Genomic DNA, 15139 nt, shown 5'->3' on the forward strand with positions numbered 1-15139 from the left:
CACCCTGATGAAGGGGTGGTCGAGAGAGACCAGTTCGTCTGATGCCTCTCCCACGCATTACTAGCTTCTGCGAATGTGGGGCCGGCGGTGAGCACGGGCCATGAAATCTGGTCGGCCCGCGTCCATAGGAATCGTTTTCGCTCATGTCACGAGCGATGCGGCTGCGCGCGATCCGGATCGGGATGGTGCCGGAAAATTGCGCTGGCTGCCGGGCGCGGTGGGTCTGCCCGTCTGGCTGTGGGAGGATCGTCCGCTGCAGGGTGGTTGGCGGGTCTGATTTGGGGTCGGTGGCTGCGTTGGCGTCGGGTGTGCGGGCGAAGCAGGCCAAGGCTGGACAGGTTGATTGAGGTACGTAATCAAGCTCTAGTGGAGTTCGACGGGGGCGGGGCCAGCCCCGGCGAGGTGGCCGCGCGATGCATATCAGTAGGTCCCGGGTGCAGGCGATTCTCCGGTTTGGAGTCGAGCTAGGGCTGAAGTCGGGGTCATAGGTCGGCGGTTTCTCATTGAAGAGGGGTTCAGTCGTGAAGAAGGTTCGTTGGGGGGGTGATCGGAGCGGGCGACGTCGTCGAGCATAAGAGCGGGCCGGGTTTCCAACGGGCGGATGGTTCCGAGCTGGTCGCGGTCATGCGTCGGGACGCCGCGTTGGCCCGTGATTTTGCGGCACGCCATCAGGTTCGTCATTGGTATGCCGATGCGGATGCTTTGATTGCCGATCCTGAAGTGGACGCGGTGTATGTCGCCACCCCACCGAACTCCCATTGCGACTATGTCCGACGGGTCGCTCGGGCCGGGAAACCGGTGTACGTCGAGAAGCCGATGGCTCGGACCTCGGCCGAATGCCAGACGATGATCGAGGCCTGTGCACAGGCCAATGATGGCCGCGGCGTCGCGCTGTTCGTGGCCTACTACCGGCGAGCGATGCCACGCTTCGAGACCGCGCGGCGCCTCATCACCGATGGGCAATTGGGCGAGCTGCGGTCGGTATCGGTGCGCTACCAGCGGCCGGCGCCACCCACGTCCGAGCTGCACCAATGGCGGCTGGATCCTCGGGTTTCCGGAGGCGGCTACTTCGTGGATCTCGCCTCGCACACCTTCGACTGGCTGGACCACGCGTTCGGCCCGATCACCACCATTTCCGGCGACGCCGCGCACCCATTGCCCACCTCTCCGGCAGTGGAGACTTCCGCTGTCGCTGCATTCAGCTTTGCCTCGGGTGTGATTGGTGCAGGCATGTGGGACTTCGCAGCCAGCGAAGCCATCGACCGTATCGAGGTCGTCGGAACCCGGGCCACCCTCACCCTGTCCAGCTTCGGCGTCGAGCCCCTGGCGCTCACTCGGGCAGGGATCACGACCTACCTCGATGCGCCGTACCCGGAGGTCGTGCAACTGCCGCTGATCCAGCACATCGTTGACGTTCTCAGCGGACGAACTGACCACCCGATCAGCACCGGAGACACCGCCCTGCGAACCGCGCGCGTCATTGATGCCGTTCTCGCGGGCCACCGCGAACGGCAGGGTGTGACCTTCGGTTAGTCATCGCTTGGCTTGCAAGAGTGATGCTCGGTGAAGGTAGGAGAGTCCTCGACTCGGAGAATTCTCCGCCTCCCGTCGGGCGCTCGTTTGCGTGCTCGATCGTCGTTCGGGATTGACTCGATCCTGGCTGTACATCGCCGGGGTCCGCTGTGCTAGCGTCTGCGAATCGACGCGCGTCGTCGATGCGCGTCGATAGACGTGCTTCACTGGAGTCGAGTGCGGGAGTCCCCTGTAACTCGGGATGAAGTAGGGGAGCAATGACGCTCAAGGAAGAAGCCATCTCGGCGCAGGACCGCATCGATGCGCAGTCCGATCCGTCCGAACTGCACAAGCCGCTGCTCGACAACAAGACGATCCTGCTGATGAACCTCGGGTTCTTCGGGGTGAACTATGCGATGGGTCTGCAGCAGACGGCGATCAGTCCGCTGTTCGCGATCATCGGCGCCAACCCTGAGGATCTGCCGCTGCTCAACCTCGCCGGTCCCATTACCGGCCTGGTGATTCAGCCCATCATCGGCGTCCTGAGCGACCGGACCTGGACTCGCTGGGGACGTCGTAAGCCGTTCTTCGTGTCGGGTGTGGTGCTGGCGGCCCTGATGCTGTTCCTGTTCCCGTTCGTGTCGGCGCTGTGGATGGCGGTGCTGTTGCTGTGGCTGCTCGACGCGGGCGCCAACACGGGTATGGAGCCTTATCGGGCGTTGATCTCGGACAAGCTGCGGCTGTCGCAGCGCACGACCGGATACCTGTTGCAGGGGGTGCTGATCGGTGGTGGGGCGGTAGTCGCCAACGTCTCGTTGTTCATCTTCCAGCAGATGATCACCGGCACGAACGCTGCCGGAGTGCCGCATTGGGTGCCGGCGACGTTCTGGGTGGGCGCCTTCTTCTTATTGCTGAGCGTGGCCATCTCGGCGGCGAAGACCAAGGAGATCAAGCCGTCGGATGAGGAGATCGCCCACATTCGCTCGCTTCCGAAGCACCCGGGCGCTGTGTTCGGGGAGATCTTCCACGCGGTCCGCGAGATGCCGCTGGGCATGCACAAGATCGGCTTGGTCTATGCCTTCCAGTGGTACGGGCTGTTCGTGTGGTGGCAGTTCGGTTCGCTGATCATCGGCAACTCCGCGTTCGGAGTAAATACTGGAGTGCACGGGTACAACGAGACCCCGGCCTACCTGGAGGCCGTCGGCTGGACGGGCCTGATCAATGGATGGTACGCGCTGGTCGCGATGGGTGCTGCGATCGTGATGATCCCGCTCGCGAAACGATTCGGTGCCAAGAACGTCCATGCGGTCGCGCTGCTCATCGCTGGTGTCGGCTTATCGTTCTTCCCGTTCGTGCATGACAAGTATCTGATGTTCATTCCGATGATCGGCTTGGGCATCGCGTGGGCCAGCGTGTGCTCGTTGCCGTTCGTGATGGTTACCAGCATGGTCCCGGCGGCCCGGATCGGTGTGTACCTCGGCATTCTCAACATGATGATCGTGGTGCCGCAATTGATCGAGACCGTCACTTTCGGGTCGATCTATGCGCACCTACTCGGCTCCGACCCGACGAAGGCGGGCGTCTTCATCGGTGTCATGTTCGTGCTCGCGGGACTGGCGGCCACCTGGGTCAACCCCCCGAAGGCGAGCGATGAATCGTCGCTGATGCCGCTCGGTTCGCCCCGCCGGATGACCTCGGTCTATAACCGGGTGATCGTTGGTTCGGACGGTACCCCGGCGTCGTTGGCCACTGTCGGGCACGCGGCTGGTATCGCGTCGGCCGCGGAGGCGCGTCTTGTCGTGGTCTCCGCCTTCAACGCCGATGGTGCGCCATCGGGTCAGCGGCCGCGGGGTGGCGACGAACACGAGGAGCTCTATGGCGAGCGTGCAGCCCAGGCTGCGGTCGAGCGATCGGTGCAGGAGCTCACCAAGGAGCGTTTCAAGCTGATCGAGCGGCGGATCGTCGCGGGAACTCCTGCCCAGGCCCTGCTGGAGGTGGCCGGAGACAATCCGGACAATCTGATCGTCGTTGGTAACCGTGGCGTCGGAGCTGCCGACGGTGAGGCATTGGGTTCGATTCCGCGTGAGGTCGTCAGGAATGCCGTGTGCAACGTGATGATCGTGCAGACGTCGCCCAGCGGCGGGTCGCATCGCGTTGTTCCAGGTGCTGCGAGCGGCGGCTAGATCTCCCAACCATGTGTCATTTAGATATGTAGAGAGTAGATGTCATGTCCTCGAACGAAAAGAAGATCGTTGTGGGAGTCGATGGCTCCGAGCCCAGTTTGGCTGCGCTGCGCTGGGCGGCGGATGCGGCGGGTAAGCACGGTTGTGACCTGGTCGTCCTCAAGGCGTGGTTGGCGAGCGCACCCCCACCGACCGGGCCGTCGGGGACCTACGCCGTGCGCGAAGACGCGTCCCAGTCGGCCGACGTAGCGCAGAGGCAGCTGCTGGCCGCGATCGGGGACGTGCTCGGCGAAGACCCGCCGATCGTGGTCCTACCGGTAGTCCGGGAGGGCAACACCGCCAAGCTGCTGATCGACGCGTCTGCGAGCGCCGAAATGCTGGTCGTCGGGACGCGCGGGCTCGGGGGGTTCGCCGGTCTCATGCTGGGTTCGGTGAGTCAGCATGTTGCGGTGCACGCCGCATGCACGGTGGTGATCGTGCGCTGACTCGCCTCGAGGTGTGGACGGGCCCCGCCCACGGCTCACCGGACTACAGCAGTTCGATGATGCCGTGGGCGGTGCCGCGAATCTCGATGTCGTCGTCGTGCAGGGTGAGCCCGGCTCCGGTCAGCAGCCGGGCGTTGCGGCCTCGGAGCGCCGGCAACGTGATCCTTGAATCTTTGGGACGTGGGTTGATCAACACCAGGTGGGAGTCGCCGCGCAGGTAGATGAATGGATAGCCGGCGGCGAGCACTGTGCGGGGTGCTGAAGTGCGCAGCGCTGGCACGCTTCGGCGCAGCGCGATCAGGTCGCGCACGGTAGCGAGCAGAGACGCGGGGTTGTCGGCCTGGGCAGCGACGGTCGGGCGGTTCGCCGCCGGATCCTGCGGCAGGTAGAGATCCTGGGCCGGCGCGGTGGAGAATCCCGAGTTCGGCAGCGCGTCGTCCCATTGCATCGGGGTGCGGCAGCCGGCGCGGTCGAACCGGGGATTCCAGCGGCTGCCTTCCTTCGACTCCAGGCCGGTGACGTAGCGCATGCCGATTTCGTCGCCGTAGTAGATCGAGGGGATTGTGCCCCAGGTGAGCAGGAAGGTGAAGGCGGCGGCCAGCTGATCCTGTGTGCGGCCGGCGCTGGCCAGTCGGGTGAAGTCGTGATCGGCGCTGGGCAGCACCAGCAGCCGATCCTCACCGGCCTCTGCGAGTCGTGACTTCCACATCGCGAGGAACCGGCGCAGTGCAGCGACGCCTTGCTCCTCGGTGATGCCGGGATCGAAGTAGCTGGGCTCGGTGTCTTCCTGCCAGGGCAGTACCCCGGCCACGCCGTCGTTGAACAGTGCGCTGTGTTCGGGGTGGATGACCAGCGCGAAATCTGCATCAAAGCCGCCGCGGACTCCGGCGGTGGCGGTCCGGGCTTCGTCGCTTTCCGGTAGCAGCACGCTGTCTGGGTAGGTGCTGTGCATCCAGTCGGCGATCTCGCGCCATAGTGCGGTGGTCTGCAGCAGGCCAGGGTCGTCCTTGATCAGGGAGAAGGCCATATCGACGCGGAATCCTGCGACTCCCCGGTCGAGCCAGAAGCGGATGATCTCGCGCAGCGCTTCACGGTTGTGGCGTGGGCCGGGGGCGTCGGGGGGTTGTCGCCACGGCTCGTTCGGGTCGAGCCGGGCGTAGCCGAAGTTGAGTGCTGGCTGCTCCGGGAAGAAGTTCTTCAGGTACCAGCCGGAGCGGCTGCCCGGGCTGGGCACCATTGCGTCGCCGGGGGTGGCGGCCCACACGTAGCGGTCATCGGTCGGATCGTTGCTGGAGGCGAGGAACCATGGATGGTCGATGGACGTGTGCCCGGCCACCAGGTCGAGCAGGACGCGGATGCCTCGGGTCTTGGCTGCACCGATCAAGGCGATCATGTCGTCGTTGGTGCCGTAGCGTGGCGCGATGGTGAGGTAGTCGGAAACGTCGTAGCCGGCGTCGCGGAACGGTGAGGCGAAGCAGGGGTTGAACCAGATCGTGTCGATGCCCAGCCAGGCCAGGTAGTCGAGCCGGGCGATCACTCCTGGCAGATCGCCGATTCCGTCGCTGTTGGAGTCCATGAAGGACTGTGGGTAGATCTCGTAGATGACACTGTCCGCCAGCCAGGATGCGGCCGTGCTGGTTACGTCGGGAGTTGAGGTCGACATGGCTCCAGGTTTCGGTCTGCGAGAGGTGTTCGGCGGCGTCGACACCCCGTGCATCGACGCGCGTCGCCGCCGTACCGATTCTGTCAGATAGGTGCGTGCGTGCACCAGGATCAGGCCGGTGCGCGGCCGCAGCTGGCGCGTATCGTCAGCCGCGGTTGGACCAGCGCGCCGCGCGCCGCGCGGTCGCGTTCGGCGATCAGTTCGGCGAGGGCGTCGACGGCGCGAAATGCGAGTTCGGTCGCGGACGGGGAGACTGTGGTCAGTGGCGGAGTCATCATTTCGGCCGCGACGTCGGCATGGCTGAGTGCGACGACGCTCAGGTCGCCGGGGATCGTTACTCCGGTGGTCGCCGCAGCTCGCAGGAGTCCGGACACTGCCAACTCGTTGAAGGCGAGGACGGCGGTCGGTCGTGGGGATAGTGATGTGAGGTGGGCGAAGGCGTCCAGGCCGCCCCGGGTGGTGCGGGCCGCATGGAACCGGGTCAGCGTGAGACCTCGACGTGCTGCGGCGGTTTCGAGCGCCACACGGGTGCGAACCGCGGCTCCGTGTCCGCGTTCGGTGTCGTCCAGGGGCGGGGCCAGATACAGCACATCGCGGTGACCCAGGTTCGCGAGATGGTCGGTGGCTTGGGTCGCAAGCGAATCGAAATCGTCGTCGACCCAGGTCAGTCCGTCGGTGTCGGAAGGTCGCCCGATCAGGCTGAATGGTGCGCCGCTGGTTCTCAGCATCGGGATGCGGGGGTCTTGGGTGAACACTTCCAGCAGGATCAGCCCGTCGACCATCTGCGAGGCGACCATGGTTTGCAGAGCGTCCACGTCGGCTACCGGATCGGACCACAGCAGAGCGTGATAGCCGTGTTCTCTCGCGCGTTGGGCAACGGCGGTCAGGTACTCGAACTCGGTCGTGTTCAGTCCGCGGTGGTCTGCCGGGAAGTGCAGCGCGATTATTCCTTTTCGGGAGCCCGCTAGGGATTGGGCGATCGCGTTCGGGGTGTATTTGAGTTCTTGCATGACCCGCTGCACTCGTTTTCGGGTCTCGGGTGAGATTGGGCGATTTCCGCTGATCACGTAGGAGACTGTGCTGGGCGAGACGCCTGCCCGTGCGGCAACGTCCTTCCTGGTGACCACGACACCTCCCCCCTCTGCGGTTCTCAGCGCTGAGAGTATCTCAGTGGTGGAGGGCGGTTTGGCTGGAATCGTGCAGCTGGCGGTCTCGTCAGTGTGGTGCTGTGCTTGGTCCGGCTCTGGCTTGGGTGCCGTGCCAGCTGTATGGTGGCGAGTCGTCGATGCGCGTCGATGGAGTGTGTGTCGATGGAACTGTTCTGGCGGTTCTCATGGTGGCGATCCGATCGACGCAGCTGTCTGGAGGCTGTTCCACCGCCCTACGAAACGTGTGCGGAGTGCTGGCCGGATAGGGGAATGGAGGCACCGATGTCTGCGAGCTATCTGCTCGGGATCGATTACGGCACGGAGAGTTGCCGAGTGGGGATCTTCACCACCGATGGCCGGCCGCTCACGTTCGCCGCGACTGCCTACGAGACGCACCGTCCGCGTCCGGGGTGGGCTGAGCAGTCGCCCGATGACTGGTGGAACGCGCTGGTGAGGTCGTGCCGGAAGGCATTGGAGGGTGCCGCTATCAGGGCCGAGCAGGTCGTGGGCATCGGCTATGACGCCACCTCGTACTCGTTGGTGCCGGTGGACGCCGATGGCCGAGCTTTGCGTCACGCGATCATGTGGATGGATGTTCGCGCCACCACGCAGGCTGCGCGGGCCGACATCCTGGACAGCGAGGTTCGTCGTTACAACGCCGGCGGAACTCAGCCGAGCAGTGCCGAATGGGCGCCGTTCAAGATGGCGTGGCTGAAGGAGAACGAGCCCGAGCTGTACTCCCGGACCCGATGGTTGCTGGACGCGCCGGACTGGCTGGGCGCGCAGCTGACCGGCGAGTTCGCCAACAACACCTGCTCGGCGTCGATCCGTATGTACCACGACCGCACTAAGGGCGGCTTTCTGCACCAGGTGTACGACGTGGTTGGCTGCGGCGACGCATTCGACAAGCTGCCCACTGCTGTCAACCCGATAGGCACCCATCTGGGCAACCTGACCGCGTCAGCCGCCGAGGCGCTCGGCCTGCGAGAAGGGACTCCGGTGGCTCAGGGCGGCATCGACGGTGAGCACGGAATGATTGGTCTCAATGTGATGAAACCGGGCCGGATGTCGCTGACCACCGGATCGTCGCATGTGATGCTTGGCCAAGCCGACCGGCCGATCAGCGGAACCGGGTTCTGGGGCGCGTTCACCGACGCCGTCGTGCCGGGCCTCTACCTGGTGGAAGCCTCCGGAGTCTCGACCGGTTCAGTTGTGAACTGGTTCAAGGACTACTTCGCGAAGGACGTGCTGGTCGAGGCTGACCAGTTGGGGGTGAGTCCTTACGACTTGCTCAACGAGCGCTCGAAGGATCTGCCGCCCGGCTCGGAGGGACTTATCGTCAACGAGTACTTCCAGGGCAACCGCACGCCCTATTCGGATTCGCGCGCCCGGGGCGTCATGCTCGGCTTGTCCCTGTCGCATCGTCCTCACCATGTGTACCGGGCGTTGCAGGAGGCGGTCTGCTACGGGGTATCACTGAACTTGAAGTACCTTGCTGCCTCCGGTTACCGGCCGAGTGAGATCGTGATTTGCGGAGGCGCGACGAGATCACGGGACTGGGTTCAGATGCATGCCGACGTGACCGGAGTGCCGATGGTGCTGACCGAGGTCGGGGATGCCGTGGCGCTTGGCTCCTGCGTGCTGGCCGCCGCCGCGGCCGGGGTTTACGCATCAGTTCAGGCCGCAGCCGATGCAATGGTGCACGAGAAGGAGACGGTGCATCCGCGGCCCGAGATCCACGAGCTGTACGTGCCTCTGGTCCGCCTCTACGGCAGGTTGTACCCCGCCGTCCACGATCTGCAGCACGAATTGACCGACCTTGTGGACGCCCGGGCGAATAGCGATTCGTCGTAGGAGGGCTGCGAAGCAGCTCCGCACGAGGCGTGGTGGCGATCCGACGCCCTCTGGTTGGCAACCTCCCAGTGATCGCCGCACTGGCCATCGCTGTTCTCACCGTGCTTGCCGGATGTGCTGTCAGCACCTGGGTCACCGTCGACGAAGAAGACGATGGCGGCACGGTGGAGGGCCAGGCGTGGGTTGTGGTGATGTTCGAGAATCGCCCGGAACTCTTCGACGGCGACCTGATGAAGGCGCTTCTGGACACCGAGTTGGCCGCTGATCGTGCCCTGGTTGCCGCAGGTGCCGGCGTTATCGACGGCAACGATGTCGGGCAGCATGGCTACGAGCTCCATTTCGCCGGCCACGATGCAGAGACGATGTGGAAAGTACTGGAGCCGGTCTTTGCAAAGGCACCCGCGCCTTGGACGAGGGTCGAGTTGTATTCGCACGGCTTGGACGCCAAGCCTACGAAAGTGCTGTCCCCACGCCGATAGCTGACGTCCCGGGACGGCCCCCACCCGTTCAGCTAGTGTGCGTCGGCGCGCGAGCTGTCAGGATCAGATATGCATCATGGACGGCCGCTGATCGTCGCCGACCATCCGCTTTGCCGGACGGCCGCTCTGCCTTACCCCGGTCGATGACCGTCAAGAATCCTCCGCTGAGATGGCTACTGCTCGGCGCCTCGCTTGGCTGCCTGGCGCTGAGCACGTGGACGACGGCGGTCACACCGCACCGCGCCGCCTTTGATGAGGTCGCGGGTGAGGTCGCGTTCGCGCTGAGTTGGATAGTCGTCGGTGGTATCGCGATCGGCGTCGGAAGATTTCATCTCGCCAATCGCATTCTGACCCTGGCCCTGGTGCTGAGCGCCGACGTCGCCGGCTCATTCGGCCTGATCGGCGACACGTTTCCGGCCCGTCTGGCCGAGACCGCGACAGTCATTCTGGTGCCGCTCCAGGCACCGGTGGCCGGCCACCTGCTGCTGGCATACCCCAGCGGAGACCTGTCTGGCACGGCGGCTCGACGGCTGGTTCAGGCCGGCTACGGCCTGGGTCTGGTCGATGCGGTGCTGTGGGCGCTGAACCGACATCACAGTGACTGTGCGCAATGCGTCCGTTCGCTCACCTACGTCGGCCTTCCGAGCCCTGTCGCCGCATCGTGGTCGGCGGTGACCGCGTTGGCAGGGTTCGGTCTGGCGCTGGGCTTCGGTTGGCAGCTGGCCCGGCAATATCGCGCAGCGGGAAGCCGGCAGCAGCATCTGCTGCGATTGCCCTACGCCGCGATGGGTGCGTCGATTGCGTTGTACGCCGCCCTTGCTGCCGTCGGCGGCCTGGCCGGACAATCGCCGTGGGCGGCGCAGCCGCTGGCCAGATGGACTCAACTTTCCGCACTGTTCGGCGTCCCGCTAGGGCTGATGGTCGGGCTGGTGCGGGAGCGACTGGCCTACCGCCGGATCGGCGACTTCATTGTGGCCTCGGCGGCCTCGCGGGAACTCGACCTCGAGGCGGCGATGGGAAGCGCGGTGGGCGATCCGGGGCTGCGGATCGCCTTCCCTCTCGGCGCCGGCTTCGTCGATTCACGCGGACGGCCCGTCGCCGAACCCACGTCGGGACCCACCACGGAGGTGACCGTGGTGGGCGCGCCGGAGTGCCCGCTCGCCATCGTGACCCATGACCGCTCGCTCGCCGACGAGCCCGCCCTGCTGACCGCCGCCGGCTCGACCGCACGCCTGCTCCTCGAGAACGTACGGCTGCAGGCCGAGGTGCGTGCTCAGCTGATCGAGGTGCAGCGCTCTCGCAGCAGGATCGTCCAGGCCGCCAATGACGCCAGGGTGCAACTCGAGCGTGATCTGCACGATGGCGCGCAGCAGCGGATCCTCGCCATCGGAGTGGCGCTCGACCGGCTGTCCGGCCAGCCCGCCGACACTGAGGCGCTCAACGCGGCGAAGGAGCAGGTGAGCGGTGCGGTCGCCGAACTCCGGGCCCTGGCCGCCGGCATCCACCCCGCTGTGCTCACCGATCTCGGCCTCGTTCCCGCGCTGCGCGGACTGGCGCAGCGGGTCGGAGGCTCAGTGGTGGTCAAGGCTCCGAGTGGGGCGGTGGCCCGGCCGTCGGCGCCGATTGAAGCGGCGGCCTACTTTGCGGCTGCCGAGGCGGTGACGAACGCTCTCAAGCATGCGGACGCGACACGGGTGTTGGTCGTCGTCACCCAGGACGACAACCGCTTGGTGACGATCGTGGAGGACGACGGGGTCGGTGGTGCCGACCCGGGCGGTCACGGGTTGATGGGCATCCGGGATCGCCTGGCGTCGGCGGGGGGACAGCTCCTCCTGGAGAGCGAACCGGGAAGGGGCACGCGGGTGACTATGGAACTTCCGGTCAAGCCCGAGGGGTGGGCGCCGTGAAGCTGATCGTGGTCGATGACAGTTTGCTGATCCGTGAGGGCGTGAGCACCATGCTCGCGCGTGCGGGTCATCAGGTGGTCGCCGCTCTCGACGCCCCCGACCGGGTGCTGGCGATGGTGCGTCACCATCAGCCGGCGGTGGTAATCCTCGACATTCGGATGCCCCCGACGTTCACCGATGAGGGTTTGCGGCTTGCCAGCACCCTTCGTCGGGGTCATCCACAAGTCGGCGTTCTGGTGCTCTCCCAGTACGTGGTCGGCGAGTATGCGGCCTGGCTGCTGGAACGGGCACCCGTCCGGGTTGGTTACCTGCTCAAGGACGCGATTCTGCAAGCAGAGGTGCTCGACCAGGCCCTGGTGCGGATCGCCGGGGGCGGAACGGTGGTCGACCCAGCGATCGCGCATGCTTTGGTCGAGTCCGGTGCCGGACTACTCGACCTCACCGCCCGTGAGTTCGACGTGCTGCGCCTGATGGCCGAAGGGCTCTCCGACAAGGGCATCGCCGACCGGCTCAGGCTCAGCCTGCACACCGTCGCCACCCATGTGCGGCACATCTTCACGCGGCTCGCGCTGCCCGGTGGGCCGGAAGACAACCGGCGCGTGCAGGCGGTGGTGACCTACCTCGCGGCCCGGCGCTTCAGGCGGGGCGGATCGCCGGACTGAGGTCGACCGGGTGACCTCAAGTCACTGATTTCGCTGATGCGCGCCGTCCCTCATCCGACGCATGCTTACTGCACCGTCGATCGGCCACCTGCCCCGAGGAGCCCACCATGTCCGCCTTTCCTCTCACTCATCTCCGCATCGGTGCCGTCGCTTGCGCGGTCACCGCACTCACCCTGGGGTCTCCCGTCGCAGCGTTCCCGCAGAGCGAACCGGGATCGAGTCCGGCGCAAGTCAGCGTGCTTCAACAAGGACGTGCCGAGCGGGCGAGACCCACGACGTCAGCGAGACCGCGTCCGAGCAGCACTCCGCGTCCCACCACGAGCCCGAGCGCCGCACAGTGCGCGAACGGCGCGGCTCCCCTCAGCTACGCCGGGCTGTCCTACTGCCCGGGCTACATCTTCGGGGTCAAGCGGAACCTGTACGGCTTGAACACCAGGGTGGTGCTGCGCAGCGTCGTCGTCGAAGCGGTGACGGGCTCGCAGGTGCGGGTGTCGGGCGGCCCGTCCTGCCTGCCGAGCGAATGGTGCGGCCAGACGATCCCGAGCCTGACCACGACCTTCGCCACCTCCGCGGCCAAGCCGCGCTACGCCGACGTGATCAACCTCTTCGGCACGACCACCGCCGGCGGATTGGCCCCGGCCGGCTTCGTCGTCATCGGCCATTGCGACCCCGCGTGGGGCGACTGCTGACTCGGAGGGCATCATGACCAGAACTCGTACGATCCACCGTGCCGCCGCCGCCGCCCTGCTCGCCCTGGCGCTTACGGTCCCGCCCGCCTCGCCCGCGGCCGACGCTGCTCCTACCCGCGCGAGCGGAATCGTCTTCGTCAGCGATCGCGACAGTCCGTCGTCGGACCAGATGATCGATGAGGTGTACCTGCTGGACCCCAGCACCGGTCACACGTCACGACTCACCAACAACCGAGTGGCGGAGCAGTTTCCGGTGCTCTCGCCGGACGGACGCTACCTGGCGTATCTGTCGGCAACCGGGATCAGTGTGTGCCGGCTGAGCTACGCCGCCGGCGACTGGACGTGCGGGCCCGCACGTGGCGTAGTGAGCGATCCGGCGCCCACTGGTGGCAAGTTCGCCTGGACGCCCGACGGTCGCTCGATCGTCTACGGCGGAGAGGACCCGATCGATGGGGACGGCGACGTCTTCTCGGTCGGTCTGTACAGCTTCCAGCCTGCCCGCAACCTCACCCAGGAGGCGCCCGGCGAGACACCTGTTTTCGACGGACAGCCTGCCGTTTCACCGGACGGACGACACATCGTCTACGGCCATGACGGGGATCTGTATCGTCGCCGGATCGACGGCTCCCACGCGGTGAGGCTGACCTCGACGGCCGGGGTGAACGAGTACGGAGCCGCCTACTCTCCGGATGGGTCGATGCTCGCCTTCCACAGCAACCGTCGGGCCGCCAACCTCGACATCTACGTGATGCGGCCGCGACCCGAAAGCACAGGAAACCCAGCCGTCGATCTCACCGAGCGCCTGACCGGCCCTGACGGCACGCCCAGCCGCGAGCGGTTCCCCAGCTGGTCGCCCGACGGGTCCCAGATCGCCTTCTGGTGGGGAGACCTCAACGATGGCGAGATCTACTCCGTGCGCGCGGACGGCGGTGCCGTACGCAACCTGACGGCCAACAATGACAGCGGTCCGTCGGGTCGGCCGATCGGTGATGTCGAGCCGTCGTGGGGGGTGCCTCGCCGACACTGAGCGTCGGCTGTTCAGCGCCGGCGACCGGGACGCGCTCGTCCGGTGCGCGGTGCGGCGGCCGTCCGCTCCTGTCGCGTCCGTTCCTGCCGGGTCCGGGAACTGTTCGCGGTGCGACCGCGGACGACTCCGATGAACTCCTCGGTGAGCGGGTGCGGGTCCTCAGCCCGCCAGGCGAGCCCGATGGTGGTGCCGGACGCGTCGCTGACCGGACGGTAGGTCAGGTCGCGCCGGCTGTGGGTGCGGGCGATCGACATCGGCACCCTAAGCACCGCGATCTCGAGCGCCACCTGGTTGATGCTTTCGGCGTCCGCCTCGGTGAGCACAGTCTCGTCTGCGAGGTCGGCCAGCGTGACCTCGTCGAAGGCGGCGATCGGGTGCTCCTTGGACACCCACACCACCGGGGCCTCTTCGTACAGCGGAATGACATGCAGCCCGGCGGTGTCGATCGGCAGCCGGACGAAGCACAGGTCGACCAGACCCTGATCGAGTGCCGCCCGCTGATCGGCCTGGGCGATCTCGACGCTTCGCAGCGGCGCCCGCCGGAACCGCTCGGCCCAGACGGTCGTCCACTTGGTCAACGTGACGCCCGGGACGAACCCGACCGTGAGGCGGTCGGCGGCTGGGGGAGTCGTCACCCGGGCAGGGTATCGCGGGGCGCCGATACGCTGGCCCGGTGAGTCAGACCATGAAGCCGGTGACCGCCGCCGCCAAGCTCGGCATCTACCTGCCCGCCGCCCCGGAGGCGTTCCGCAACTCGCCGATCAGCCGCGCCGACCTGGACGCCCTGCGCGCCGACCCACCGCTGTGGCTGACCGAGCTGCAGCGCAACGGCCCCTTCCCGCGGGACGTGGTGGCCCGGAAACTGGGCGTCTCGCGGTCGGGCCTGGCGCGGGCCGGCATCACCGAAGCCCTGGACGCCGGCCAGATCGGCGCCCTGATCGCCGACCCGCCGGACTGGCTGGTGCACGAACGGGAGAGCTACCGCGAGGTGGTCGCCGAGAAGGCTCGCCAGCGCTCCAAGCAGTAGCTCAGCTGGGACGCGGCGGTATCCACGTCCCGTCGCGCATGTCGAACACGATGTGGGTTCTCGGTCCCACGCACCGAAGGGTGCACGGTGACGTGGTCGAGCACCAGGGTGCGCAGCTCTTCGGCGTCGGCCACGGCGAGGGTGAGCATGAAGTCGTAGCGGCCGGTCAGGTTGACCACCTGCAGCACGTTCGGCGCATGCACCATGCTCGCCATGAACCGGTCGACGGTTTCGCGGGAGTGATTGGTGAGGAACACCATGACGACCGCCCGCAGCGTGTAGCCGAGCTGGGCATGGTCGAGATCGAGCCGCGCCGGCCGGATCACCCGCGCCTCACGCAGCCTGCGCAAGCGGTAGGCGCAGGTGGACTCCGCGATCCCCAGGCCGCCGGCGATCGCTTTGACGGTCAGGCCGGGATCGTCGCTGAGCACCCGGATCAGGTCGAAATCGAGCCGGTCGAGCTCGATACCCCGGTGTTGCGGATTCACCATGATCCCGGCTCC

The 15139-nt window shown here is 66.4% G+C and carries 14 protein-coding genes; 10 read left to right on the top strand and 4 right to left on the bottom strand.

Translation table 11 applies throughout. The features are described 5' to 3' along the window. Positions 1 to 543: 543 nt before the first annotated feature. From QM711_RS02895 to QM711_RS02905, 3 genes are all read left to right on the top strand, one after another. The gene (locus QM711_RS02895; protein WP_415096203.1) at positions 544 to 1533 is read left to right on the top strand and encodes a Gfo/Idh/MocA family protein; all 990 of its coding nucleotides are present in this window, start codon (positions 544 to 546) and stop codon (positions 1531 to 1533) included. Between the two features lie 257 nt (positions 1534 to 1790). Continuing rightward, positions 1791 to 3695: an MFS transporter gene (locus tag QM711_RS02900; protein WP_415096204.1), complete on the top strand. Its 1905-nt coding sequence runs from the start codon at positions 1791 to 1793 to the stop codon at positions 3693 to 3695. A 44-nt stretch (positions 3696 to 3739) separates the two neighbouring features. Continuing rightward, entirely contained in the window at positions 3740 to 4180 is a 441-nt protein-coding gene (locus QM711_RS02905) for a universal stress protein (protein ID WP_415096205.1), read from the top strand. Between the two features lie 43 nt (positions 4181 to 4223). On the opposite strand, the gene QM711_RS02910 is transcribed toward QM711_RS02905, so the two are convergent. Then, a complete protein-coding gene (locus tag QM711_RS02910) occupies positions 4224 to 5843 on the bottom strand; it encodes an alpha-amylase family glycosyl hydrolase (RefSeq protein WP_415096206.1) in 1620 nt (539 codons plus the stop codon). 110 nt (positions 5844 to 5953) lie between these two features. Continuing rightward, positions 5954 to 6970 carry a LacI family DNA-binding transcriptional regulator gene (locus QM711_RS02915; RefSeq protein WP_415096207.1) on the bottom strand — a complete coding sequence of 339 codons (1017 nt, stop codon included), beginning with the start codon at positions 6968 to 6970 and terminating at the stop codon, positions 5954 to 5956. Between the two features lie 183 nt (positions 6971 to 7153). Between QM711_RS02915 and QM711_RS02920 the strand changes: the two genes are divergently transcribed. From QM711_RS02920 to QM711_RS02945, 6 genes are all read left to right on the top strand, one after another. Next, complete coding sequence (locus QM711_RS02920; RefSeq protein WP_415096208.1) at positions 7154 to 8845, top strand: FGGY-family carbohydrate kinase; 1692 nt, start codon at positions 7154 to 7156, stop codon at positions 8843 to 8845. A 68-nt stretch (positions 8846 to 8913) separates the two neighbouring features. Then, entirely contained in the window at positions 8914 to 9324 is a 411-nt protein-coding gene (locus QM711_RS02925; RefSeq protein WP_415096209.1) for a hypothetical protein, read from the top strand. Positions 9325 to 9467: 143 nt separating this feature from the next. Beyond that, on the top strand, positions 9468 to 11231 hold the full coding sequence (locus QM711_RS02930) for a sensor histidine kinase (protein WP_415096210.1): 1764 nt from the start codon (positions 9468 to 9470) through the stop codon (positions 11229 to 11231). Then, complete coding sequence (locus QM711_RS02935; protein ID WP_415096211.1) at positions 11228 to 11893, top strand: response regulator transcription factor; 666 nt, start codon at positions 11228 to 11230, stop codon at positions 11891 to 11893. The genes QM711_RS02930 and QM711_RS02935 overlap by 4 nt, the downstream gene beginning before the upstream one ends. A gap of 107 nt (positions 11894 to 12000) precedes the next feature. Further along, a complete protein-coding gene (locus QM711_RS02940) occupies positions 12001 to 12582 on the top strand; it encodes a hypothetical protein (RefSeq protein ID WP_415096212.1) in 582 nt (193 codons plus the stop codon). A gap of 13 nt (positions 12583 to 12595) precedes the next feature. Beyond that, positions 12596 to 13609 (top strand): TolB family protein, encoded by a 1014-nt coding sequence (locus tag QM711_RS02945; RefSeq protein WP_415096213.1) that lies wholly within the window; start codon positions 12596 to 12598, stop codon positions 13607 to 13609. An 11-nt stretch (positions 13610 to 13620) separates the two neighbouring features. On the opposite strand, the gene QM711_RS02950 is transcribed toward QM711_RS02945, so the two are convergent. Beyond that, positions 13621 to 14244: a LysR substrate-binding domain-containing protein gene (locus QM711_RS02950; RefSeq protein ID WP_415096214.1), complete on the bottom strand. Its 624-nt coding sequence runs from the start codon at positions 14242 to 14244 to the stop codon at positions 13621 to 13623. 38 nt (positions 14245 to 14282) lie between these two features. Here QM711_RS02950 and QM711_RS02955 point away from each other — a divergent pair, with 38 nt between their 5' ends. Beyond that, positions 14283 to 14636: a DUF5997 family protein gene (locus tag QM711_RS02955; RefSeq protein WP_415096215.1), complete on the top strand. Its 354-nt coding sequence runs from the start codon at positions 14283 to 14285 to the stop codon at positions 14634 to 14636. On the opposite strand, the gene QM711_RS02960 is transcribed toward QM711_RS02955, so the two are convergent. Continuing rightward, positions 14588 to 15127: an Lrp/AsnC family transcriptional regulator gene (locus QM711_RS02960; RefSeq protein ID WP_415096216.1), complete on the bottom strand. Its 540-nt coding sequence runs from the start codon at positions 15125 to 15127 to the stop codon at positions 14588 to 14590. The two genes, QM711_RS02955 and QM711_RS02960, sit on opposite strands and share 49 nt — an antisense overlap. Positions 15128 to 15139: the final 12 nt, after the last annotated feature.

Source organism: Micropruina sp. (assembly GCF_047602385.1).
Classification (GTDB): domain Bacteria; phylum Actinomycetota; class Actinomycetes; order Propionibacteriales; family Propionibacteriaceae; genus Micropruina.